This is a genomic window from Ruminococcus sp. 1001136sp1_2201st1_G3_2201SCRN_220225 (assembly GCF_040924365.1).
GTDB lineage: Bacteria > Bacillota > Clostridia > Lachnospirales > Lachnospiraceae > Blautia_A > Blautia_A faecis.
This window is the reverse complement of record NZ_JBCOME010000002.1, coordinates 26,663-48,614: the sequence shown is the minus strand read 5'-3', so window position 1 is coordinate 48,614 and position 21,952 is coordinate 26,663. Positions and strand designations below refer to the sequence as shown.

Below are 21,952 nucleotides of genomic sequence, written 5' to 3'. Positions count from 1 at the left end.
ATATAATTATGAAAAATGTATTGCTTATTGGACTTGGAAGATTTGGAAGACATATTGCTAAGCAGCTGAATCAGCTGGGACATGAAATTATGGCAGTTGACTGGAATGAGGAGAGAGTAGATAAAGCATTACCATTTGTGACCAATGCGCAGATTGGTGACAGTACCAATGCTGAATTTTTACGTTCCCTTGGAATAGGAAATTACGATATCTGTTTTGTAACCATTGGAGGAAGCTTTCAGAATTCTCTTGAAACAACTTCTCTTCTGAAAGAACTGGGAGCGAAACTGGTGATATCCAGGGCTGAGCGTGATGTTCAGGAAAAATTCCTTTTGCGTAATGGTGCGGATAAAGTGGTTTACCCGGAAAAGCAGGTTGCAAAGTGGGCCTCGATCCGTTACACAGATGATCACATCCTCGACTATATGGAGGTGGATGCATCCCATGCGATTTTTGAAGTGGAAGTGCCGGAAGAATGGGTTGGAAAAACAGTAGGAGAACTGGATATCAGAAAACGCTACAATATTAATATTCTGGCAGTAAAAAATGAAGGAGAATTTGGTATTGCAATTTCACCGGATACGTATTTTGAAGAGAATCATAAATTACTGGTGTTAGGAGAATACAGAGCCCTTCAGAAATGTTTCAGAATATAGTCATTTGTTATGGAGAGGCTGCTATAGAGGTGAAGACAATGGCAGAAGGAATATTGGCAGTTACTGTATTTTGTATGTTTGGACTTGGATTTTATATTGCAAATAAAGCAGATCAGTTTTGGGGCGAAATTCAGGAAAATATGGAAGAAAAACAGCAGTCATCGAAGACATTGTTTTTGAATACTCTTTCAGATGAAGAATTGTTAAGAGAGATTCATGAGTGTAAAATTGAATATAAGGAAGCTGAAATTATAATTTTTGATGGACAGTCCGGGTATGAAAAAAAGAATTTTGACCATAATACAGTCGCATGATATAATTGCAAAAAAGGCAGAAAAAGGGGACTGGCAGGATGAGTCTGGGAATTGAAGAGGATAATAAAAAAACAGACGAACCGGATATTGATATCCATATTATTCCGGATACGGTCAAAACAGGAAACTACCAGAAACGGTCATTTACATGGTATATGGAAAAACCGTCTGCAAAGGATTATTTTCTGACAGTTTTTATATTTGCAGTATGTACTTTGATTGGTCTGCTGTTTCAGAAGCTGGATTTCACGGACACGAATATTGTAACCATATACATTCTGGGGGTTTTGCTTACTTCCATTGTGACAGATGGTTATCTATGCAGTGTAGCCGGTTCTTTCTTAAGTGTCTTTTTATTTTGCTTTTTTCTGACAGAACCAAGGATGTCTTTTCAGACCTATGCAGTGGGTTATCCGGTGACCTTTCTCATAATGCTAATTTCATCCGTACTTACAGGGGCACTTGCGGCAAAGCTGAAAACACATGCAAAGCTTTCTGCACAGCTTGCTTTTCGTACACAGATTTTGTTTGATACAGACCGTTTGCTGCAGAAAGCAAAAGGAGAGATAGAGATTCTTGATGTTACCTGTACACAGCTCCTTCGCCTGCTGAATCGTAATATTACAGCATATGTAGTAGAAAATGGAGCATTATCAGAAGGGAAGCTTTTCTCTGGAGAGGAAAAAGAGGACGCGGAAGATTTTTTAACACCTGAAGAACTGAAGATAGCCAGATGGGCCTATGAAAACAGACAGCGTGCCGGTGCATCCACACATCATTTTCCACAGGCCAAATGCTTATATCTGGCAATCCGGAGCGGGAACAATGTTTATGGAGTAATAGGAATACCGCTGCAGAAAGAAACACTGGACTCTTTTGAATACAGTATCCTGCTGTCCGTGATAAATGAATGTGCACTTGCAATGGAAAACGCACAAAATGCCATGGAAAAAGAGAAAAATGCAGTGATAGCAAAAAACGAACAGTTGCGGGCAGATCTTCTTCGGGCAATTTCCCATGATCTTCGAACTCCCCTTTGCTCCATTTCAGGCAATGCAGACATGCTTCTTAGCAACAGTGAACGGCTGGATGAAGCTACAAAGCATCAGATCTATACGGACATTTATGATGATTCTGAATGGCTGATCGGAGTTGTGGAGAATCTGCTTTCCATTACCAGGCTAAATGATGGAAGACTGAAATTCAAATTTACAGATCAGCTGCTTGATGAGGTGATCGCAGAGGCTCTGCGGCATATCAGCCGGAAGCATGACGATTATAAAATCGTAACTGACTGTGAAGAACTTGTTCTTGCACGTATGGATGTCCGCCTTATTATACAGGTTCTGGTAAATTTAATTGACAATGCCATAAAATATACGCCGCCAGGTACTGTAATCAGCATCCGGGGAACTAAAACAGATGGAAAAGCGCAGATAAGCGTGGAGGATAATGGACCTGGGATTCCGGAAGAAATGAAGCCGCATATTTTCCAGATGTTTTATACCGGCAAAACAACAGTTGCGGATAGTCACCGAAGTCTGGGACTGGGGCTGGCGCTTTGTCACTCTATTATAGAATCCCATGACGGAACCCTGATTCTGACGGACCATGATCCCCATGGATGTAATTTTACTTTTACTTTACCTTTAAGTGAGGTGACATTGAATGAATAAAACATTAATTCTGGTGGTTGAGGATGACAGACCTATAAGAAATCTGATCATTACGACGCTAAAAACACATGACTATAAATATCTGGCAGCAGAGAATGGTTCTTCGGCCATTCTGGAAGCTTCCTCTCATCATCCGGATATTGTTCTTCTTGATCTCGGGCTTCCAGATATGGAAGGGGTAGAGGTAATAAAGAAAATCCGTACCTGGTCGAACATGCCGATTATTGTGATCAGTGCCAGAAGTGAGGATACAGATAAAATTGAAGCACTGGACGCTGGTGCAGATGATTATATTACAAAACCGTTTTCCGTGGAGGAATTGCTTGCGCGTATTCGTGTTACGCAAAGGAGACTTGCAATAACGCAGACCGGAGAACAGCAGGAAACCTCTGTTTTTAAAAATGGTGAATTAGAGATCGATTATTCGGCTGGCTGTGCATATCTGAAGGGTGAAGAATTACATCTGACTCCTATTGAGTATAAGCTGCTCTGCCTTTTATCCCGTAATGTGGGAAAAGTATTGACACATACATTTATTACCCAGCAGATCTGGGGACAGTGTTCTGAAAATGATATTGCTTCCCTCCGCGTTTTTATGGCAACACTTCGAAAAAAACTGGAACCAGAAAAAAATGGTGTGCAATATATCCAGACGCATATTGGAATCGGATATCGTATGATCAGAATTGAAAGCAATAGTCTGGCCAGGTAATTATTTCCTTAAAAATCATTCTTGAATTACCTTCCTGTTTGTGATAAAATGCCTATTTGCATAAAAACGGGAGGTGCTATATGACATTTTATCAGGAACTTCAGTTGAATCAGGCAGGTTCAAAAGACCTGCTGAAAAAAAGTGAGACCGCAAAAGAAAAAATCTATCATCTGTTTGTATATATGGCGAAGGTAGCGGTCACAATGGCGTTTTGTTTTTTATTTGTTACTATTTTCAGCATTCTGCTTGGAAATGAGAACAGTATTGTAGGTGTCGTTGTCTTATTATGTCTTATGGTATTTCGAAATGCCGATCTCGGAATCCATACCGGACAGTCTACCATACTTCTGGCTTTGTTTTTCGCAGTTATGACTGTGTGTCCACATCTGGCAAATCAGCTTTCCCCGGTACCGGGAATGCTGTTAAATATTGCTGCATTGGCAGTGCTGATTCTGTTCGGCTGTCATAATCCATTTATGTTTAATCAGTCCACACTCGTTCTTGGATATCTGTTGCTGTATGGATATGACGTAACAGGGAAAAGCTATGAGATGAGACTGGTGGGAATGGCAGCAGGAGCTGTACTTACCTGTCTGGTATTTTATCGGAATCACAGAAACCGGGTTTATAAAAGAAAGATACAGGATGTACTGCAGGAATTTGATCTCTCTTCTTCCAGGACAAAATGGCAGTTATGCCAGATCCTGTGTGTACCGGCTGTACTTTGTATTGCAGAGCTTTTTAAAATGCCACGTGCAATGTGGGCAGGTATTGCAGCTATGTCAGCGATCTTACCGTTTATGGAAGACATGCAGTACAGAGTGAAGAAAAGAATTGTGGGAAATATTGCAGGAGTTCTTTGTTTTACAGCATTGTATTTCCTGCTTCCGTCATCCATCTATGCATACATAGGAATCCTTGGTGGAATCGGTGTGGGATTTTCTGCAAAATATGGCTGGCAGGCTGTATTTAATACATTTGGCGCTTTGGCTATCGCTGCAGAGAGTTATGGATTAAAGGGTGCAGTCAGCCTCAGAGTGATTCAGAATGTATTTGGTGTTGTTTTTGCTCTGGTATTTTGCGCTGTGTTTTATTGGGGTATGTCAAAAAAAATGGCAGGAGAAAACTGATATAAGTAGCCATTTGGTTGGATGCAATTCTGACTGAATGGCTTATTTTTATGCAATAGAAAATATAAAATTTCAAAAATATATACGCTGAAATCAGCCTATTGCAGTATACGAAATCTCAATAACGTGGTATAGTTAGCTTAAATAGGCTTTTTAGAAAACATGCCGTATTTCATATGGCTTCCTGTAGAGCATTGCATCCGCGGTACCTATGGTTGGGAAATCAGGGAGGAGATTGCAGAGCTTCTGGAATCTGGTCCCATTGATAAACCTACCTTTGGAAGCCATTTTTGCCGGAAGTGCCAATCATTGTAGATTCGCTCTGTTGCGCAGGAGTAACGCCAGAGAGTCATGAACTGGCTCTGGAAGCCATGAAAGCGTGTCAGATCAAGGTTATTTAAGCAATCATGATATCTGGGAAAGGTGATATTATGCATTATATTAGAATTACAAAAGAAAACATTGACAAGGAACATATCTGCTGTGCTATGTCAGGAAAAAACAGTATCGTAAAAAAAGAGTGGTTAAAACAGCGTTTTGAAGAAGGACTGGTTTTTTATCGGAGTGCAGAGCGCGGAAAGTGTTTTATTGAATATATTCCTGCAGAAAATGCATGGGTGCCCATTGATGCAGACGGATATATATATATTAACTGCTTATGGGTTTCCGGTTCCATGAAGGGACACGGCTATTCCAATGATTTGCTGAATGAATGCATTCGTGATGCAAAAGAACAAGGGAAAAAGGGAATCTGTATTCTGTCTTCAGAAGGGCGAAAGAAAGAATTTCTGGCAGACCCGAAGTATTTAAAATTTAAGGGATTTTCTGTTGCAGATACTTCGGACTGCGGAATCACTCTTATGTATTTACCATTTGACACAGATACTGAGCCGCCAAAATTCAAAGAATGTGCAAGACACCCGAAAGTAGAAGAGGAAGGATTTGTTCTTTACTATACAGATCAATGTCCCTTTACCTGTTACTGGGTGCCCCGTGTGGCGGAAGTGGCAAAAGAACACAATATTTCTTTCAGGGTAATTCATGTTACAAGCAGAGAAGCCGCACAGAACGTTCCTGCACCGGTGACAACGTATGCACTATTCAGAGATGGAAGATTTCTGACACAGGGAATACAGTCTGATAAAAAATTTCTGGCTCTTGTAGGCCGGGAATCTGATAGAAAATGAATCGGGATTATTAAGGAGAGAAAAAATATGGTAAAAATTATTTCAGACAGTACCTGCGACCTTTCGCAGGAATTATTGAGAAAATATGATATTGACATTCTTCCGCTTCATATTCTTCTGGGTGATAAGGAATATGAGGATGGAAAAAACATTACCCCGGATCAGATTTATACCTGGTCTGACGCAAATAAGACAACGCCTAAAACTTCTGCTCCTGCCCTGGCAGATGCCATGGAACTTTTCCGCCCATATGCAGAGGCTGGAAGGGAAATTGTCTGCTTTTCTATTTCAGCAGGTATGTCCACCTCTGGAAATGTGATGCGCCTTGCTGCTGAAGAGCTGGGGGCTTCTGACAGGATAAAGGTAATCGATTCTGCAAATCTTTCTACAGGTATCGGTCTTCTTGTAATAGAGGCTGCAATTATGGCAAAGAATAACCGGACAGCTTCCCAGATTGTTTCTGAGATAGAGAGGCTAAAGCCAAATGTGCGAGCAAGCTTTGTGGTTGATACCCTCACCTATTTATACCGCGGTGGACGCTGCAATGCAGTAGCGGCTATGGCCGGAGGTATTTTAAAACTGCATCCCAGGATTGTAGTAGAAAATGGCGCCATGAATGCTTCTAAGAAATACCGGGGGAAAATTAATTCTGTTATCATGGACTATGTTAAAGATATGGAAAAAGATTTAAAAAATGCGAGACCAGAACGTGTATTCATAACACATTCTGGCTGTAAACAGGAAACTGTAGAGAAAGTGCGGGCTTATCTGGAAGAGCTTGGCGTTTTTGATGAGATATTGGAAACCAGGGCAGGTGGTGTTATATCAAGTCATTGTGGACCTGGCACATTAGGTGTGTTGTATATTGCAAAATCGTAAAGCATGCCCCCCTTTTTATAAAACTGCACAGTATAGTTTTTCATTTGGCTTTGTAATTGTTATTCATCCCTGACACACTTCCATAAATTGCTCAGCTCGCTTTTTTCCTGGCTTTTGATAAATTCATCAACCCCAATCATGGCAGTATCACCAAAATCATCAAAAGCGCTTGCAGGAGTCTTACAGAAAACAAATCGGATACTTGAAACATCGTAATTTGGTGATTCGTCGAAGTGCAATGCAACATCCTTTGCTCGCCGAAGGCTGTTGATTGCTTCTTCTTTTTTACACAGCGACAGCAGAACATCCGCTCGCAGTGCCCAAAGAAATGCTTCGCTTTTGTCCATATATCCCTGTTTTTCGGGATCTTTTAGCCCGGGATAAAAGGCAAGAGCCCAATCCACAAGAGCTAGAGCATTTGCATAATCTTTTGTCTTACAGAAAACATTCATATATCCCACCACAATTTCAAAGTGCGTCACAGTTAAATCTAATAATGCCCTCGATAAAAAGGGAAGTGCTCCCTCCGGATCATTGCAAGAGGACGCAAGCACCATTCCAATCGAAGAGTGATTCAGCCGACATGGATTGTTCTCTTTCAATAATGCAATTCCTTTGTCATATTCCCCAAGCGCAAAATGGATTTCAGCCATTTCCCTGCGAACAGAAACATCACTTATCTCCGGATCTTTGTTTTGTCCGATCAGTATACATGCACGTTCACAAAGGGAAAGCGCCTTTTTTGAATAAGCAGCATTCTTTTGCGTCAGTCCTCTTAAACGGTAGATTCTGGCACTGTAATAAACAACATCAAAACAATTCGGATAACACTGTAATGCCTTTTCAACATCAGAAAAAACATCCTCAGTATCTCTGTCGTGAGAATACTGCTTCAGCCTTGTAATTACAGTTTCTCTGTTATTGTTTCTAAACTGGTATCCGATAAGCGCATCGATAGACACCTCAAACAGATCTGCCATCTCCGCAATCAGGTTTAATTCCGGCGTCGCCACACCCCGTTCCCATTTTGAGACAGATGCAAAGGTAACGCCTAAAGCTTCCGCTAACTGCTCCTGTGTCATAGCGTGTTCTTTTCGCAACTTGCTTATATTTGCAGAAAGTGATAATTTCATCTTTGGTACCTCCCTTTTTCTTTATATCTATATTTTACTGCAAATTTGCAAATAAGGAAGGTATCAAGAGTACAATTAGTTTAGTTTTTTTTGGACTGTTAGTTTAGCATTTGCATAGTCAGCTTATCATAATTATTTATGCGAAAATGAATTATTGGGGGATATTTTTGTTTTCTATGCGTCTAATAGATGTAAAGAAAAAGCTGGCCGGCATGAAAAAGAGGTGGTATTTAAATGACAAAAGAACAACTGGGAAATCTGATCCTGGATTCGGAAAGACAATTATACTCAACTGCAAAAACAATCTTATTCAGTGACCAGGACTGTGCAGATGCTATCCAGGAGACAATTGTAAAAGCTTTTTCCAAAATAGACACATTAAAAAACGATAAATATGCCCGTACCTGGTTGATCCGAATTTTGATCAACGAATGTTACAACCTCGTACGTAAGTCCAGTAAGTTTATTTCGTTTGAAGATCTGGAGGACAGACTGGAAATGGAATCAGAAAAGTCAAAGGATTACAGCGAATTGTATGCCGCTGTAAATTCCTTAAAAGAGGAGCTGCGTTTGCCCGTTATTTTGTATTACATAGAAGATTTCAGCGTAAGAGAAATCGCCCAGATCCTTGAAATATCGGAAGGTGCTGTTCAGAAGAGACTTGCAAGGGCAAGGGGAAAATTAAGGCAGGAATTGCAGGAGGTGCTGGTATGAGATTAGAAGATATGAAAAGCGATATTCCCGAAACACCGGATTTTATCCATAAAATGATTCAAAATGAGGTTGCAAAGCAGATACAGGATACAAAGGTGATGAATCTTCAAAGAAGAAAAACATGGACGATTCCCAAAATCGCAGCTGTAGCAGCTGCTTGTACGCTGGCAGTTTCCACAGCAGCATATGCAGGTGTAAATCTGTATCACTGGTTTCTGGAGAAGCAGGGCGCTTATGGTGTAGCGGTTAAAATTGATGCCGATAGCATGGCAAAGGAAACCATGCTTCCAGATGAGGTTCCAGAGGTAAATCTGTTTGCCAGATACATTCCAAAAGGCATGAGCTGGAATGACGAGTATCATCTTCAGTATCCGGAACATGAACAGACCGGCGGGTTTAGCTTTGCATCTGTTCTGTTGGATAAAAATGATCTGGGACAGGTTGTGCAGGATCAGAATGTTATTGATAGCGAGGAGCGTACATTTGGAGAATATCAGGGAGTATACCTAAAGTATAATAGCATCGCCAAAAGTGGAACTTTTAACCAGAGAATTTACCTTGTCTGCCCGGATTTATACCGTGTGATTATGATCTACATAGGAGATGACGTATCAAAAGAGGATGCCATAAAGGTGGCTGAGAATCTGGTGATTACGGGAAACACAACTATGGTAAAAACTGCCGGGATGCCTACCTGGAGTGAAGACATGATAGCTGAAAAGATAGAAAATGATGATGATGAAATAATCACTTCTGTAAATGAGAAGGAGCTGCCTGTTTACCAGATCGGTGACACCTTTGATCTGAATGCGACTGGGGAAGACACAAATGGTGAGTATCTGACGAAAACCATTTCTGCAAAGGTGGATTCCATCCAGATCGCAGATGACCTTCAGCTTCTTGAGCCTGACAAAATACCGGAGGAATGGACAGAAGCAATTGGGGCTGATGGAAAACTGTCTGCAAATACATTGAATTATGTAAAATCTGGTGATGGAATCAATTCCCTGGATGAGATTGTGAAGTCAGAAGCTGTGAACCAGAAACTGGTTTATGCCACAGTGACCTATACAAACAATTCAGATGAGGAAATCGACCATATGCTTTATCTTGGTGCTTTGCTAACCATGACAAAGGAAAATGGAAGAGTACAGATTTACGTTCCAACGGAACAGTCCGGCGATGGCTATGACCGCATCACCTGGGATGGCATGGCAAAGACCGGAGAAATGGTTTATTATAATGTCTCTGAAAATTATGGCAATGGCGGAAACTACATTTCCTCTATAAAGCCAGATGAAAGCGTGCAGCTGAACATGGCCTGGATCGTAAATGAAAATGACCTGGAAAATCTGTATCTTAATGTAACCGGTGATGGAGCCTCGTATGAGTTTTCTGAAAATATACTAAAAAATGGACTTGTAGATATTCGCAAATAATAGTTTAAATATGTAAAAAACGAAGCAAATTAACCATTTCCGGCAGTCAACAGCTGTCGTGTTAAAAGTCCCGGAATGTCAGTAATGTGGATTCCGGGACTTTTGGATAAAAACTAAAAAATGGTTGTCTCACGTTTAATTAGAGTGGGTAGTACTGTTTTGTGAATGGGGGTCTCCATAATAGCTGGGCGACGCTTTTTACGGTTTTTCATCTGCATGACGAGGATATCCATGGCTTCTTTAGTAAGAACATCGATTTGCTGATGTATCGTGCTGAATGGTATAAGGTATTCTGACGCAATCGGTGAATCGTCAAAACCAACAACCTGATAGGTTGGAGGTAATTCTCCGTATTTCTTTAGAACCAAATTTAAAAAAATAGATGCCAAAGGATCCTGACGCAGGACTTTCACTTATTCGAATCTATGATCAACTGGAAAATTATATTGGAAAAGAACTTTACTTTGTGATAGAAAACGGAAATGAAACAGGCTTTTCTTTTATCAATGTGGATGATTTCAGGACTTCTATGACGGAAAAAGAAGTGATTGCTCTTCAGAATGAAACAATGGCTGCGCTTATAACAATGGAGGATCCGTATAAGGAATACATTGTTTCCAGCTATAAAGAAGAGGAAATCATACCTTTCGGAAGAACGATTTGTTTTGATCTTAACGGTGGGGAGGGAATATGCCCTGCTCCGATACGAAGTTATGATGCCAAAGCAATCAGGCTACCGGATGGGACAAGTATGAATCGAGCAAATCATATATTGCTGGGCTGGGCAGAAACACGAAATACCAATGTAATTGATCCTGCCACCAATGAAGATGCTTACGCACAAATAATTTATATGCCAGGTAGTTCATATCCGATTCAGGATAAAGATGTTACATTGTATGCAGTTTAGGCACAAAACAGTGGAACGCTGATGGAAGATATTACGATTGCGGTAAGAAATGATGGCAAGGTACCCTCAGAACCCGCCATTTAAATAGCGTTTTTCGAAATCAGAAATGAAATCGAGAAACGCTTCTTATTTCCGCAATTTTGCTTCGTCCTGTAAATTTCAGTGTACCTATTCTTTTGGGTCAGATCATATCGTAAAGGAAAATTATTGGATTAAACATAATTTTACTGGCTGTAATGATAGTGACAATGAAATTCTTTTACTATATTCTGATAATGTAAAGATTGCATAATATTGATTGTGGAAAGGGGGCAGCAGAATGAAGAAAAGGATATTGACTGTGGTGATTGCAATCGCAATACTGGCAGGAATTGCGGTACCGGTAAGGGCAGAAGAAACTGTTCCGGAAGAAGCCGTGGAGTGCCTGACAGAGATGCCTTATGAAGCATTACCGGAAGAAGAGTTTGAGTTTGATGAAGCAAGCAGAACGATTACTGCGTATATCGGAACATCTGTGGATGTTATTATACCGCGTACGATTGGTGGTGTGCCGGTAGAAAATATTTCTTATAATGCTTTTGAATGTGCAAGAGATTATGTGCATTCGGATATGGCAACCAATCAGAAAGAAGGCGAGTGGCTGCCAATGCGCTGTCTGATTCTGCCGGAGACATTGAAGTCTATAGAGGACAGTGCTTTTACCCACTGCCATGATCTGGAAACTGTGATTTGTTATGCACCTCTGGAAAATACGAATAAAGGTTTATTTGAGGAATGTAAGGGATTGAAAACAGTGATTTTTGTGAACGGGGTTGGAGAGATGGACAATTACCTGTTTAATTACTGTAAGAATTTGAAGACCGTATGGTGGAAGGGAAAGGTAAACAGAATCGGGGTACAGTGTTTTGGAGCTACAGGTTTGGAGCAGTTCTGTGTGAATGCGAAGAATATTGACAGTTGTGCATTTATCGGATGTGAAGATTTGAAGGAAATACACATTCGCAGCGGAGTTGAGAATCTTAATATGACAGCATTTGCAATGCTGACAGGAATCGAAACAATTTGTCTGGAAGGGATTGATCCAGATGTAATGGAAGCAGACTGGGTGAACTTACAGAACAGCACAGTTACTATCATGGTGCCAGAGGATACTACTGATGAACAGCTGCAGCTTGTGATTCAGAAGTTTGCCAGTGCATATATAATTGTAAATAAATCCCAGGTACAGAAGGACAGCTGCCAGCTGTCGGATGATCCAATGCCGGATATTGATGGCATAGTTGGTGAATATGGTATTTAACCGAATCAAGTAGCGAAGCGGACCTGGAATATCCGCTTGACAGGAAAATCTGATTAACCGTCAAGGTACATTGATATTGTATGCATGAAAAGATCCCAGTAAAGTGGAGGCGTTTTAGCCATTCGCTTTGCAAAGGGATCTTTTTCTGATTTGCATACTCAAATGTCTGCAAAAACAGGTTATTTTGATCCGAAGAATATAGAATAGTTAAGCTATATATGATAATATAAAGACATCATACACATAGGAGCTTCGATAATTTGAACACAGGTCACGAAGCGACTGCGTTCATGAGCAAGTAACAAAGCGGACCTGGAATGTCCGCTTTACTTTATCAGAAAGGAAAACAAATGAGAAAAGCAATCGTATATGCATCTGTGCATCATGGAAATACAGAAAAATTAGTAAAGCGCATAGCAGACGAGTGTCAGTTCAGTTTAATTGATGCTGTAAAGCAGCCAAATGCAGATCTGAGCAGCTATGATATGATTGGTTTTGCATCGGGAATCTATTTTTCGAAATTTCATCAATCATTATTGGGATTTGCGGAGAAAAACTTACCAGACAACAAAAAGGTATTCCTGATTTGTACTTATGGTGGAAATGCAAACTATAAATCCATAGAGCAGATTTTGAGTAAGAAGCATTCTAAGGTGATCGGAAAATTCGGATGCAAGGGTTATGACACATTTGGTCCATTTAAACTGGTTGGTGGAATTGCAAAAGGGCATCCAGATGATGAAGATATTAAAAATGCAGTTGAGTTTGTAAGAGGATGCCAGATAAAACATTGTTGATGGTATCTCCTTATTTTGGAAATAGAAATATTGTGATTGGCGAGGGAAAATGCGGATAAATCAATCTGTTAAAAGGAGAGCGAAAATGATGATCAGAGACGCAAAAGAAAAAGACATTCCGAGAATTCTAGAGTTATTAAAACAGGTGCTGCAAATTCATGCAGATATAAGACCTGATATTTTTATTCCGGGTACAACAAAATATACCATAGACGAATTGAGAGAGATTTTGAAGAATAAAGAAACACCAATATATGTTGCAGTAAATGAGGCTGATGTTTGCGTAGGGTATGCATTTTGTCAATTACGGGAGCAGCCTTTTTCAAACAATATGGTTCCATTTAAATCTCTTTTTATTGATGATCTGTGTATTGATCAGGAAGCACGAGGTCAGCATATTGGTGAAAGCCTGTTTGAATATGTAAAAAACGAAGCAAAGCAGCTGGGCTGCTATGAAGTGACATTGAATGTATGGACAGGAAATACTTCAGCAGAAAAGTTTTATGAGAAAATGGGGATGCGAACAAAAGAAAGACAAATGGAATACATATTATAAGTCCTGTTTTTATGGTATTATTAAAAAACAATGTGGACTGGATATCAGATGGAGGGACCTATGACAGATTTTGTAAAACACAAACAGCACCAGTTATCATTGGAAATAATGTATGGATTGGTGGCGGAGCTATTATTTTACCGGGCGTTACCATCGGGAATAATGTTGTGATTGGAGCAGGCAGTGTTGTAACAAAAAATATTCCCGACAATGTGATTGCTGTAGGCAGTCCTTGCAGAGTGGTCCGTAGAAATCAGTAACTAACATATTTTATCCAGATAAGTATACAAGCGAGAGGTTATTATATGTGTGAAATACAGAAGAAAATTGAATTACTACAGAAAATTGCACATCGATTTAATGAGGCGAATATAGAGTGGGCTTTAGGCGCATCTATGCTGCTGTACTTTAAAGGGATTCTTTCAGAATTTCATGATATTGATTTAATGGTCTCTGTTCATGATGCTGAACAGGTCCGGATGATTTTATCAGAAATGGGAGAACTTCACGCACCGATTTGATTTCCGGTATTATTGCAGTTATATCGGTATTGGTAGGAACTTATATGACGTCAAGTGGAATCAAAAACTGTAAATAAAAGATTTTAGGGTTAGGAGGGATTAATAGAACTATGAGCAAAAGATTGCTGGTAGAGCAGAAGCATACAAAAGCGGGAATAGAGTTTATCAAAGAAGGTCTGGAAGAGTTTGGCATAGAGAAAAAGCAGACCATAAAGACAATGCTTTTAGTAGAGGAAGTATTGGTGAAATTAAGGGAGCATGCCAAAGACCCTGATGAAAATATCTGCATTATTTTGAATAAAAGGTTTGGCAGGGTATATGTGAATCTGTCACTCCGTGGTGAGAAATTCCAGTTTATTTATGGTCATACCATAGAAGAAGTACTGGACCAGGAAAATGATGATCTTCAGAGCGCACAGGAAAAAGAAGAAAAAATAATCCGGGATGTCCTTCTCAAGGCGAATGAAGAAAGACTGCGCTATAAAAACAAGAACAACATGAACCTGGTAGAAATTACAGTACAGAAAAATCCCCATGCCATGGTATTACATACAATGCTGGCTTTAATAGCTGCAATCGTAATAGGTGTATTGATGAAAGTGTTTGTACCTTCAGGCGTGAACGAAGCACTGAACAATACTATTTTTACATCTATCAGCACAATGTTCCTGAATGCTTTGAAGATGATTGTAGGCCCGGTAGTATTTTTCTCCATAGCATGCTGCATTTCCCAATTTGGAGATCTGAAAGAAGCCGGACGTATTGGTGGAAAAATCATGGGCTTTTACCTGCTTACCACGGTTCTGGCAATTCTTACGGCAACAGGTGTGTTTGAATTATTGAAGCCAGGTAATCCAGAGCTTGCGGCAAAACTGGCTGGAGATGCAGCTGCGGTGTCGGTTTCGGATGTAAGTATTTCAATCAAGGATACAATTGTAGGAATCATTCCGGCAAACTTTGTAAAACCGTTTTTAGATTCCAACATGATGCAGCTCATCTTTTTGGCAGTTCTGATTGGAATTGCATTAGAGAAGATCGGGGAGCATTCCAGATTATTAAAGGATATATTCGAAGCATGCAATGACCTGTTCCTAAAGATTACAGTGATGCTGGTACGTTTCATACCTGTTGCAACCTTTTGCTCCATTGTATCGGTTGTATTAAAGACAGGACCGGATGTGCTGTTGTCCATGCTGGCCATGCTGGGAACTTTTGCAGTAGGAATCGTGGCGATGATCACTGTATATTGTATATTACTTGGAGTAATCGGCCGTTTGAATCCGATTCCCTTTTTGAAAAAATACAGTCCCACAATGCTTCAGGTGTTCGGCATGGCTTCCAGTAATGCGGCGATCATTGTGAACATGGATGCCTGCGAGAATAAACTTGGTATATCAAAGAAAATCTATTCCCTGTCTATTCCCCTGGGGGCAACGGTAAATATGGACGGAACCTGTATATATCTGGTGATATTTGGCATGGCACTGGCAAGAGTTTTCGGTGTTGATATCAACGGTGGAATGATGCTGTCTATGTTTTTCTCCGTGTTTGTTCTTTCTGTAGGTGCGCCAGGAGTTCCAGGAGCGGGGCTTGTATGCCTGTCTGTACTTCTGACACAGTTGAATGTTCCGCTTGCAGGAATCGGACTGGTCATGGGACTGGACTCCCTGCTTGGAATGATGCGTGCAATGAGCAACAGCCTGGGCGATGTGACAGCATCCCTAATTGTTGCAAAATCAGAAAAGAAGCTTGATATGGAAAAATATATGAGTTAGATTGAAGAAACTATAAAAAATAGGTATTAAGCTTTCGTATAGAAGCTACATGCCAATCCATGGTTTATGTCAGGTACATGCACTTGCTTATAATATATTTAATTAGTTTAGATGATTGGCGTTATCTGCAAATATGAGAAAACAACGCATAGAATTTCTCCAATTTTTAAATTTTCGACGACGGTTAGGACGGTGATTTATACTACAAATACCATTGAATCCCTGAATTCTACCTACCGGAAACTGAATCGCCAGAGAAGCGTATTTCCAAGCGATACAGCTCTATTAAAGGCACTGTATCTTGCCACATTTGAAGTTACCAAGAGATGGACCAGTACGATCCGGAACTGGGCACAGGTGTATGGTGAACTGAGTATTATGTACGAAGGGCGCCTTCCAGAGTAACGAATAAACAGGCGAATAAGACGGGCGGAAAACCGTCTGCTCTCACAAAGTTCTTCCTCAGCTTAGCATCCCATTTCCTTCGTATGCCACGCCCCCACGCAGTGAATAGCCCCTCACGTCCCCTTTTCCGACGCGGAGACGTAAAGTGGTGTCATGAGCAGGAGTTAAGGTGTAGGTGACATTCTTCCCCTTCCATTTAAGATCCACGCGGATGTTTCCGCGGGCAATGAACCCCGTGGCTTCCCCATTTCTCCAGGAGGGTGGGAGCGCAGGGAGAAGGACAAGCTCTTCTCCCTGGCTTTGAACCAGGATCTCGGCAACCGCAGCACTGTAACCTAAATTTCCATCAATCTGGAACGGTGGGTGGGCACAAAATAAATTGGGATAGAGGCCACCTCTTCGTATTCCCATTTCTTCCATTGGATCTACTACATAAAACAGGTTTTTCATAATTTTCTCCACATGAGCGCCATCTTCCATACGGGCCCACATCAAAACCTTCCAAGCCAGACTCCATCCGGTTCCCTCATCCCCCCGAAGTTCAAGACTCTTTCTCACTGCTTTATATAATTCCGGTGTTTGTGGAGTAATGCCGCAGCCAGGATGAAGCTCATAAAGATGAGAAACATGGCGATGATGCACATCCTGTTCTGGAAATTCCTGGTTCCATTCCAGAATCTGTCCCTTGCTTCCAACAGCAGTAGGTACCATGCGCTCCAGCGCTTCCAGTACATCACACATTATCTGATTCTGCAAGCCAAACACTTCACAGCCCTTCACATAATCCCGAAACAGATTTCTTGCAATGGCTAGGGTATTTTCGCTGTATTCTGCCACGGAACAATCCTCATAAAACAGATTTTCCGGTGAGGTAGCGGGACAGATGGCAAGTCCCTGATCTGTTTCCTGAAGCTGAGCCAGACAGAACCGCACATTTTCCTCAAGTATAGGCATGATTTCTTTCAAATACTCTTTATCTTCTGTAAATAAGTACTGGTCGAACAGATTTCGGCAGAGCCAAGCCTCACCAAATGGCCAGAACGCCCACACCGCCTTTCCTGTTGCAGGAGAGGTTTTACCCCAGATATCCGTGTTGTGAAAGCAGGCAGTTCCTTCACAGTTAAGCAGTTCTCTGGCGGTTTTCTGTCCATTTTTAACCAGCGTTTTGCAAAGATTTAACAGTGGTTCCTGCATTTGGGCAAGATTCAGTGGTCCTGTCATCCAGTAATTCATTTCGGTATTGATATTTACGGTGAAATCACTGAACCATGGTGGAATAATATCATTGCTCCAGATTCCCTGCAGATTGGCAGCCTGGGTCCCTGGTCTGGAAGATGAGATGAGCAAATATTTTCCGAAAGCAAACAGGATTGCATAAAGCTCCGGGTCAGATGCGCCCTCATGAAATGTTGCAAGACGCTCCCGCAGATCATACTGAGAAGTTTCAGCAGAAATCTTCGGTACATCATCCCACAGTCTCAATGAAGTTCTCCCATAAAAAGACCTGTATTCCTCTACGTGCTCGTTCAGCAGCTCTTCAAATGGTTTTGAAAGTTTTTCTAAATCGGCAGCCAGCATATGATGAATTTGGGCATCGGAATATTGCTCAGTATATGCTTTGTCAAATCCCCGGAAGCTGGTACGGATTGCCATACGGATTTCCACTCCAGTTACATGCTCCAATAGAATTCCATCAGCAGATCCAGTAGCTCTTCCACCTTCTGCAGTTACGCACCCTTCTCCTATAAAGTGTACACCCTGAAGCTCTGGTTCGTCCGGGAAAAGGAACTCTTCCGGTTTATTTTCCTTAATAACCTTCAGTCCGCTTCTTCCCGGACAGATTCCGGTAAGCGTGAAATGATTTTCCTTATAATCTTTCTCACGGATAAAGGCTCCGTCACAGTGGACCAAAATAGAAAATGGCCGGCTGCTATTAATCTGATACACAAGTCCTTGAGCCGGTGCGCTGATAAAGCAGGTACGTGTAAACTTAGCTCCATTTCTCACATAGCACTCAGACGCCACAGCCCTGTCTAAATCCAAATGTCTCTCATAATCTGTCACAGCTGTATCTGAATCTGGCGAAGCACCTGCAACTGTATCTCCATCAGCACCATAATTATCCTCCACAAAATCCAGAAGCAGATCTCCAAAGGGCAGATAAACCTGTACATCCTCAGCTTCTTCCAGCTTCTTTTCCATAACCTGTTTTGCTTCTTCATATTTCCCTGCTTTTGCAAGCTCCCTGGCCTGCTTCACTACTTCAGGGGAAAGTCCGGTCTGTCCGCTGTAAGGGGAGCCTGACCATAAGGTGTCTTCATTTAACTGTAACACCTCATGATCCAAAGCTCCGTGAATAACCGCTCCCATTCGTCCATTTCCCAGTGGAAATCCCTCCAGCCAGCATTTTGCCGGATTTTTAAAATACAATTCCATATATTTATTCCTTTCATTATGATTTGCCTACTGATGATACTTCTTTCCATATTCTGATGGCGAAATTCCCATGCATTTCTTAAACAGCCTGCTGAAATAAAGCTGATCATCAATTCCTACCATGGAAGAAATCTCTTTCATGGACATGGTATTCTCCTTGATCAAGGTTGCAGCCTTGCGTATCCGCAAATTATTCAGATAGTTGGTAATGCTTGTGCCAACCTCAGATTTAAAAATCCTGCACAGATAACTGGAGCTTAAATTTACGTTTGCAGAAATAGAAGACAAGGTCAGCCTGTACATGTAATTTTTCTCCATGTACTCCAGGGTCTTCGCAACATCAGTTTTATAGTGTCCCTCATTAGAGGAAAATTCCCGGAACACACTTCGCGCTTCTTCGTAATTTTTCAGCATCTCCTGATAGGGCATATCCGGTGCAAAGGACTGGTACATGGTAAAACGATTGTATAGCTTTTTTACCAACTGTTCCACCTTAATTTCACTGTCGGACAGCTCCGTCTGGGAAAAAACAACCAGTGCACTATAATCGTTCAGCACCAGAATATAGGGTTGCAACACTCCTTGAACCGCATCCAGGATCATATCCCGCAGAAGATTCCCGGAGATGGAAAATGCTTCATTAGATAAAAACTTCTCAAAGGTTACATAGCAGACGGCACAGGAGTCTTCCATAAATGCAAGTCTGGTTTTAGCATGCTGTCCCATAAAATCTGAAAGCTTTACATCCTTCTGGAAAAATTCCAGCAGCAGCTTTGATATATTCTCTTCCTGATCCTTTTTTTCAGTTTCCCAATGCCTGGGCGCTCTGTCCTTTAATTTTTCTACCGTTTTATTCAGACAGGCAAGAAGGGTATCTGGCTGGATCTTAATTTTCAGCAAATAATCTGCCGCACCAAGCAGCAGTGCACTTCGCACAGAATCAAAATCCTCGTAATTGCTAAGCACCAGAATTTCTCCCGGACAATTCTTTTCCTTTAAAGTCCGAATCAGCTCCAGCCCGTCCATCTTAGGCATTTTCAGGTCTGTGATGATCACATCCGGATGATGCTGTTCGATCAAAGACAGAGCCTCAAGTCCATTTGATGCTGTTCCGCAAATAGAAAAGCCATGCTCCTCCCAGGGCAGGATGGAACGAAGCGCAATTTTTACAATGGGCTCATCATCCACAATCAGTATACTGTACATGTATCGTCCTTTCTGACCAGAGCGTGTTTGAAAAAGGCTCTAGTTGTGTATTTTATGAAAGCGTGTCCGCATAAAGCTCCGGCAGGGTCAGGGTACAAGTAGTTCCTTTTCCCGGCTGGCTGTTAATTTTCAGCCCGTATTTTCGTCCGAAATTCAGCTGGATCCGGTCATTTACATTGGCGACGCCAATTCTTTTCCGTTCCGGGTGAGGTGCCAGGGCGTCATCTGTTACCTCAAAGCCTTTGCCGTCATCAGACAGTTCGATAATTACATCCTCATTTTCCCGCCAGCAGGTAATCTGAATCTCCATCACCGTGCCATTATCTGACGAACCGTGCATCACCGAGTTTTCTGCCAGAGGCTGCAGAATCAGCTTTGGAACCAGGCAGGAGAGCAGTTCATCCTCCTCCACATGGAAAGAATACTCAAAGCTTCCTGCATACCGGATCCTAAGAATGGAAAAATAATTTTCCAGATTTTCCAGTTCCTCCTGAATCGTAATATATTCATTCTTATTGGTAAGGGTATTCTGTAAAAGACTGCTTAGCGCCTGGATTCCGTCGCTTACAATCTGATCCTTATGCATGGCAGCCACAAACCGAAGACTGTTCAGAGTATTGAAAAGGAAATGAGGATTCAGCTGATACTGAAGCATCTGCAGCTCCAGCTCTCTTTTTTTCTTTTCCTGAGTCTTCTGCTGATCCATCAGATGTTCAATGGTATCTGCCATATGATCCATGCTTCCGGAAAGCCGGGAAAGTTCATCCTTATGCTTGTCCTGAATACGCACAGATAATTTTCCTCCGGAAATCTCACGGCAGAATTCCAGCATTCTTTTAATAGGAGACATAATTCCCTGATATACCATGGCTACAATTACGATGCATAGTAAAACCAGAAACACTACCACCACAAGAATATGTTTCAGCATGGCATAAACTTCTGAATTGATATAGTGGTAAGGCATGGTATATACAAACAGCTGATTCAGATTTTTATTAAAAATATAGGTCACCAGCTGTTCCTCCCCATTCTCATGGATACTAAAGGAATCGGTTTTCTTTGGAAGCCTTTCCTGGATTTTTTTCAGAAGCTCATCATCCGTTTTCTCCCCCAGGGCTATACTTCGGTTCCAGGAAGAGAGCACCGTTCCATCCAGATTCATATACATAATATTGGAAGAATCTGACAGTCCCACAGGCTCCAGTACTGTCTTGGAAAAGATTTTTTCTTCAATAGAAATCAGAGTGTAGCCGATTACCCGGCTTTTGGAATACTGCTCGTAAATCCTTCTTCCAAGAACCAGAATATTTCTGTCACGGTAAGTATGTGCATAAGCCCACACATCCTGGTCCTGCTCCTCAAGCTGCGATAGGATTCGGTCCACATCCTTCTGATAGAACCCGTCATAGCCCAGATCATAAAAAATATTTCCATCTGTATCATAAACAGTAATGTTTTTCGCCTGGGCAGGGTAAATGATCTTGCTCCGGATCATCTTCTGGATTTCGGTAATTGCCTGATTCTTTTCCATATCAGTCATATTTTTTTTCAGAAGACCTTCCTTGATTTCCTGGCTGATACAGATGGAACCACACAAATACTGATATTTCTCGACTTCACTTACCATATTCAGATTGATCATGGACAGGGTTTGGGAAATAGATGCAGAAAGCTTCTCCTGAAGTGCCGCGGAAAATATATGAAAAGAATAGCCGCTGATTCCTGCTAATGGGATAATAGAAATCATCAGAAGGGCAAGTACAAGTCTTGTTTTGATGCTGAATTTACGAAATCCCTGAAAATGGTGTTTTTTTTCCATGGAGGCTCCTCCTGTTGCTGGTCACTGACTGGTATCTGTCAAAATATTATTTTCATTCATTATACAGGAAAAAAACAGAATAATCTATGTAAAAGCAAAAGATGAAAAAATAATACATATATGCCGCAAGAAAATCCATATCAGATATTATTTACAAGAAAATGTTCCATAATGAGAATTGTTTTGTCAATTTACGACAAAAGATTTTTGCAATATAATAGCATCATCAGGCAAACGTAATAAAAGCCAACCAGAAGGAGGAAACAACCTATGAAAAAAAGATTTGCAGCATCCGCAATGATTCTTGCCATGAGCGCAGCTACTGTACTTTCCCCGCTCACAGCATTTGCGGAAACAGAAGAACAGGAACTGAACATTGCCATT

Annotated in this window: 21 protein-coding genes and 2 pseudogenes; 18 read left to right on the top strand and 5 right to left on the bottom strand. The window is 41.2% G+C overall.

The genetic code is table 11. The features are described 5' to 3' along the window. Nucleotides 1-8 precede the first annotated feature (8 nt). The 8 genes and pseudogenes from AB5642_RS01275 to AB5642_RS01240 all read left to right on the top strand — a co-directional run bounded on the left by AB5642_RS01275 (nucleotide 9) and on the right by AB5642_RS01240 (nucleotide 6,554). A complete protein-coding gene (locus AB5642_RS01275) occupies nucleotides 9-656 on the top strand; it encodes a TrkA family potassium uptake protein (protein WP_173735587.1) in 648 nt (215 codons plus the stop codon). 38 nt (nucleotides 657-694) lie between these two features. Then, entirely contained in the window at nucleotides 695-970 is a 276-nt protein-coding gene (locus AB5642_RS01270) for a hypothetical protein (RefSeq protein ID WP_173735588.1), read from the top strand. Between the two features lie 38 nt (nucleotides 971-1,008). Continuing rightward, nucleotides 1,009-2,646, top strand: a complete 1,638-nt coding sequence (locus tag AB5642_RS01265; RefSeq protein WP_243879963.1) for an ATP-binding protein — start codon at nucleotides 1,009-1,011, stop codon at nucleotides 2,644-2,646. After that, nucleotides 2,639-3,358 (top strand): response regulator, encoded by a 720-nt coding sequence (locus tag AB5642_RS01260; protein WP_118578082.1) that lies wholly within the window; start codon nucleotides 2,639-2,641, stop codon nucleotides 3,356-3,358. Before AB5642_RS01265 ends, AB5642_RS01260 begins: the two co-directional genes overlap by 8 nt. 80 nt (nucleotides 3,359-3,438) lie before the next feature. Further along, the gene (locus AB5642_RS01255) at nucleotides 3,439-4,488 is read left to right on the top strand and encodes an FUSC family protein (protein ID WP_173735589.1); all 1,050 of its coding nucleotides are present in this window, start codon (nucleotides 3,439-3,441) and stop codon (nucleotides 4,486-4,488) included. 180 nt (nucleotides 4,489-4,668) lie between these two features. Then, a pseudogene (locus AB5642_RS01250) lies at nucleotides 4,669-4,889 on the top strand (amidase); the annotation flags it as partial. Nucleotides 4,890-4,919: 30 nt separating this feature from the next. Further along, nucleotides 4,920-5,675 carry an N-acetyltransferase gene (locus tag AB5642_RS01245; protein ID WP_148462030.1) on the top strand — a complete coding sequence of 252 codons (756 nt, stop codon included), beginning with the start codon at nucleotides 4,920-4,922 and terminating at the stop codon, nucleotides 5,673-5,675. A 27-nt stretch (nucleotides 5,676-5,702) separates the two neighbouring features. After that, a complete protein-coding gene (locus tag AB5642_RS01240; RefSeq protein ID WP_173735590.1) occupies nucleotides 5,703-6,554 on the top strand; it encodes a DegV family protein in 852 nt (283 codons plus the stop codon). Between the two features lie 59 nt (nucleotides 6,555-6,613). Here AB5642_RS01240 and AB5642_RS01235 read toward each other — a convergent pair whose 3' ends face one another. After that, nucleotides 6,614-7,687: a helix-turn-helix transcriptional regulator gene (locus AB5642_RS01235; RefSeq protein ID WP_148462032.1), complete on the bottom strand. Its 1,074-nt coding sequence runs from the start codon at nucleotides 7,685-7,687 to the stop codon at nucleotides 6,614-6,616. A 234-nt stretch (nucleotides 7,688-7,921) separates the two neighbouring features. Here AB5642_RS01235 and AB5642_RS01230 point away from each other — a divergent pair, with 234 nt between their 5' ends. Both AB5642_RS01230 and AB5642_RS01225 read left to right on the top strand, forming a co-directional pair. Further along, a complete protein-coding gene (locus tag AB5642_RS01230) occupies nucleotides 7,922-8,401 on the top strand; it encodes a sigma-70 family RNA polymerase sigma factor (RefSeq protein ID WP_118578087.1) in 480 nt (159 codons plus the stop codon). Further along, complete coding sequence (locus AB5642_RS01225) at nucleotides 8,398-9,840, top strand: hypothetical protein (protein WP_148462034.1); 1,443 nt, start codon at nucleotides 8,398-8,400, stop codon at nucleotides 9,838-9,840. Before AB5642_RS01230 ends, AB5642_RS01225 begins: the two co-directional genes overlap by 4 nt. A 113-nt stretch (nucleotides 9,841-9,953) precedes the next feature. On the opposite strand, the gene AB5642_RS01220 is transcribed toward AB5642_RS01225, so the two are convergent. Then, entirely contained in the window at nucleotides 9,954-10,253 is a 300-nt protein-coding gene (locus AB5642_RS01220; RefSeq protein WP_148462035.1) for a substrate-binding domain-containing protein, read from the bottom strand. Here AB5642_RS01220 and AB5642_RS01215 point away from each other — a divergent pair. The 8 genes and pseudogenes from AB5642_RS01215 (at nucleotide 10,223) to AB5642_RS01180 (ending at nucleotide 16,104) form a co-directional block, all read left to right on the top strand. Next, the gene (locus AB5642_RS01215) at nucleotides 10,223-10,750 is read left to right on the top strand and encodes a hypothetical protein (protein ID WP_173735592.1); all 528 of its coding nucleotides are present in this window, start codon (nucleotides 10,223-10,225) and stop codon (nucleotides 10,748-10,750) included. The genes AB5642_RS01220 and AB5642_RS01215 overlap by 31 nt on opposite strands. A gap of 319 nt (nucleotides 10,751-11,069) precedes the next feature. Continuing rightward, complete coding sequence (locus AB5642_RS01210; RefSeq protein WP_173771428.1) at nucleotides 11,070-12,050, top strand: leucine-rich repeat domain-containing protein; 981 nt, start codon at nucleotides 11,070-11,072, stop codon at nucleotides 12,048-12,050. A 350-nt stretch (nucleotides 12,051-12,400) separates the two neighbouring features. Beyond that, entirely contained in the window at nucleotides 12,401-12,847 is a 447-nt protein-coding gene (locus AB5642_RS01205; protein WP_118578117.1) for a flavodoxin family protein, read from the top strand. An 85-nt stretch (nucleotides 12,848-12,932) separates the two neighbouring features. After that, on the top strand, nucleotides 12,933-13,403 hold the full coding sequence (locus AB5642_RS01200; RefSeq protein ID WP_148462037.1) for a GNAT family N-acetyltransferase: 471 nt from the start codon (nucleotides 12,933-12,935) through the stop codon (nucleotides 13,401-13,403). Nucleotides 13,404-13,456: 53 nt separating this feature from the next. Beyond that, nucleotides 13,457-13,663 (top strand): annotated as a pseudogene (locus AB5642_RS01195) (DapH/DapD/GlmU-related protein); the annotation flags it as partial. Nucleotides 13,664-13,708: 45 nt separating this feature from the next. Beyond that, complete coding sequence (locus AB5642_RS01190) at nucleotides 13,709-13,924, top strand: hypothetical protein (protein ID WP_368369048.1); 216 nt, start codon at nucleotides 13,709-13,711, stop codon at nucleotides 13,922-13,924. A gap of 110 nt (nucleotides 13,925-14,034) precedes the next feature. Then, nucleotides 14,035-15,699, top strand: a complete 1,665-nt coding sequence (locus AB5642_RS01185) for a dicarboxylate/amino acid:cation symporter (protein ID WP_118578093.1) — start codon at nucleotides 14,035-14,037, stop codon at nucleotides 15,697-15,699. A gap of 114 nt (nucleotides 15,700-15,813) precedes the next feature. Beyond that, nucleotides 15,814-16,104: a transposase gene (locus tag AB5642_RS01180; protein ID WP_313718794.1), complete on the top strand. Its 291-nt coding sequence runs from the start codon at nucleotides 15,814-15,816 to the stop codon at nucleotides 16,102-16,104. Between the two features lie 57 nt (nucleotides 16,105-16,161). Here AB5642_RS01180 and AB5642_RS01175 read toward each other — a convergent pair whose 3' ends face one another. The 3 genes from AB5642_RS01175 to AB5642_RS01165 are packed head-to-tail and all read right to left on the bottom strand — an operon-like array spanning nucleotide 16,162 to nucleotide 21,568. Then, entirely contained in the window at nucleotides 16,162-18,540 is a 2,379-nt protein-coding gene (locus AB5642_RS01175) for a glycoside hydrolase N-terminal domain-containing protein (protein WP_148462039.1), read from the bottom strand. Nucleotides 18,541-18,567: 27 nt separating this feature from the next. Continuing rightward, nucleotides 18,568-19,746, bottom strand: a complete 1,179-nt coding sequence (locus AB5642_RS01170; RefSeq protein ID WP_148462040.1) for a response regulator — start codon at nucleotides 19,744-19,746, stop codon at nucleotides 18,568-18,570. Between the two features lie 52 nt (nucleotides 19,747-19,798). Continuing rightward, nucleotides 19,799-21,568: a sensor histidine kinase gene (locus AB5642_RS01165; RefSeq protein ID WP_148462041.1), complete on the bottom strand. Its 1,770-nt coding sequence runs from the start codon at nucleotides 21,566-21,568 to the stop codon at nucleotides 19,799-19,801. Nucleotides 21,569-21,952 lie beyond the last annotated feature (384 nt).

Bases quoted from the DNA above. Each gene is read 5' to 3' on its own strand.
- AB5642_RS01265 (WP_243879963.1), top strand. From the start codon at position 1,009: ATGAGTCTGGGAATTGAAGAGGATAATAAAAAAACAGACGAACCGGAT.
- AB5642_RS01210 (WP_173771428.1), top strand. From the start codon at position 11,070: ATGAAGAAAAGGATATTGACTGTGGTGATTGCAATCGCAATACTGGCA.
- AB5642_RS01165 (WP_148462041.1), bottom strand. From the start codon at position 21,568: ATGGAAAAAAAACACCATTTTCAGGGATTTCGTAAATTCAGCATCAAA.
- AB5642_RS01190 (WP_368369048.1), top strand. From the start codon at position 13,709: ATGTGTGAAATACAGAAGAAAATTGAATTACTACAGAAAATTGCACAT.
- AB5642_RS01205 (WP_118578117.1), top strand. From the start codon at position 12,401: ATGAGAAAAGCAATCGTATATGCATCTGTGCATCATGGAAATACAGAA.
- AB5642_RS01215 (WP_173735592.1), top strand. From the start codon at position 10,223: ATGCCAAAGGATCCTGACGCAGGACTTTCACTTATTCGAATCTATGAT.
- AB5642_RS01275 (WP_173735587.1), top strand. From the start codon at position 9: ATGAAAAATGTATTGCTTATTGGACTTGGAAGATTTGGAAGACATATT.
- AB5642_RS01235 (WP_148462032.1), bottom strand. From the start codon at position 7,687: ATGAAATTATCACTTTCTGCAAATATAAGCAAGTTGCGAAAAGAACAC.
- AB5642_RS01230 (WP_118578087.1), top strand. From the start codon at position 7,922: ATGACAAAAGAACAACTGGGAAATCTGATCCTGGATTCGGAAAGACAA.
- AB5642_RS01200 (WP_148462037.1), top strand. From the start codon at position 12,933: ATGATGATCAGAGACGCAAAAGAAAAAGACATTCCGAGAATTCTAGAG.
- AB5642_RS01170 (WP_148462040.1), bottom strand. From the start codon at position 19,746: ATGTACAGTATACTGATTGTGGATGATGAGCCCATTGTAAAAATTGCG.
- AB5642_RS01270 (WP_173735588.1), top strand. From the start codon at position 695: ATGGCAGAAGGAATATTGGCAGTTACTGTATTTTGTATGTTTGGACTT.
- AB5642_RS01225 (WP_148462034.1), top strand. From the start codon at position 8,398: ATGAGATTAGAAGATATGAAAAGCGATATTCCCGAAACACCGGATTTT.
- AB5642_RS01175 (WP_148462039.1), bottom strand. From the start codon at position 18,540: ATGGAATTGTATTTTAAAAATCCGGCAAAATGCTGGCTGGAGGGATTT.
- AB5642_RS01240 (WP_173735590.1), top strand. From the start codon at position 5,703: ATGGTAAAAATTATTTCAGACAGTACCTGCGACCTTTCGCAGGAATTA.
- AB5642_RS01255 (WP_173735589.1), top strand. From the start codon at position 3,439: ATGACATTTTATCAGGAACTTCAGTTGAATCAGGCAGGTTCAAAAGAC.
- AB5642_RS01245 (WP_148462030.1), top strand. From the start codon at position 4,920: ATGCATTATATTAGAATTACAAAAGAAAACATTGACAAGGAACATATC.
- AB5642_RS01260 (WP_118578082.1), top strand. From the start codon at position 2,639: ATGAATAAAACATTAATTCTGGTGGTTGAGGATGACAGACCTATAAGA.
- AB5642_RS01185 (WP_118578093.1), top strand. From the start codon at position 14,035: ATGAGCAAAAGATTGCTGGTAGAGCAGAAGCATACAAAAGCGGGAATA.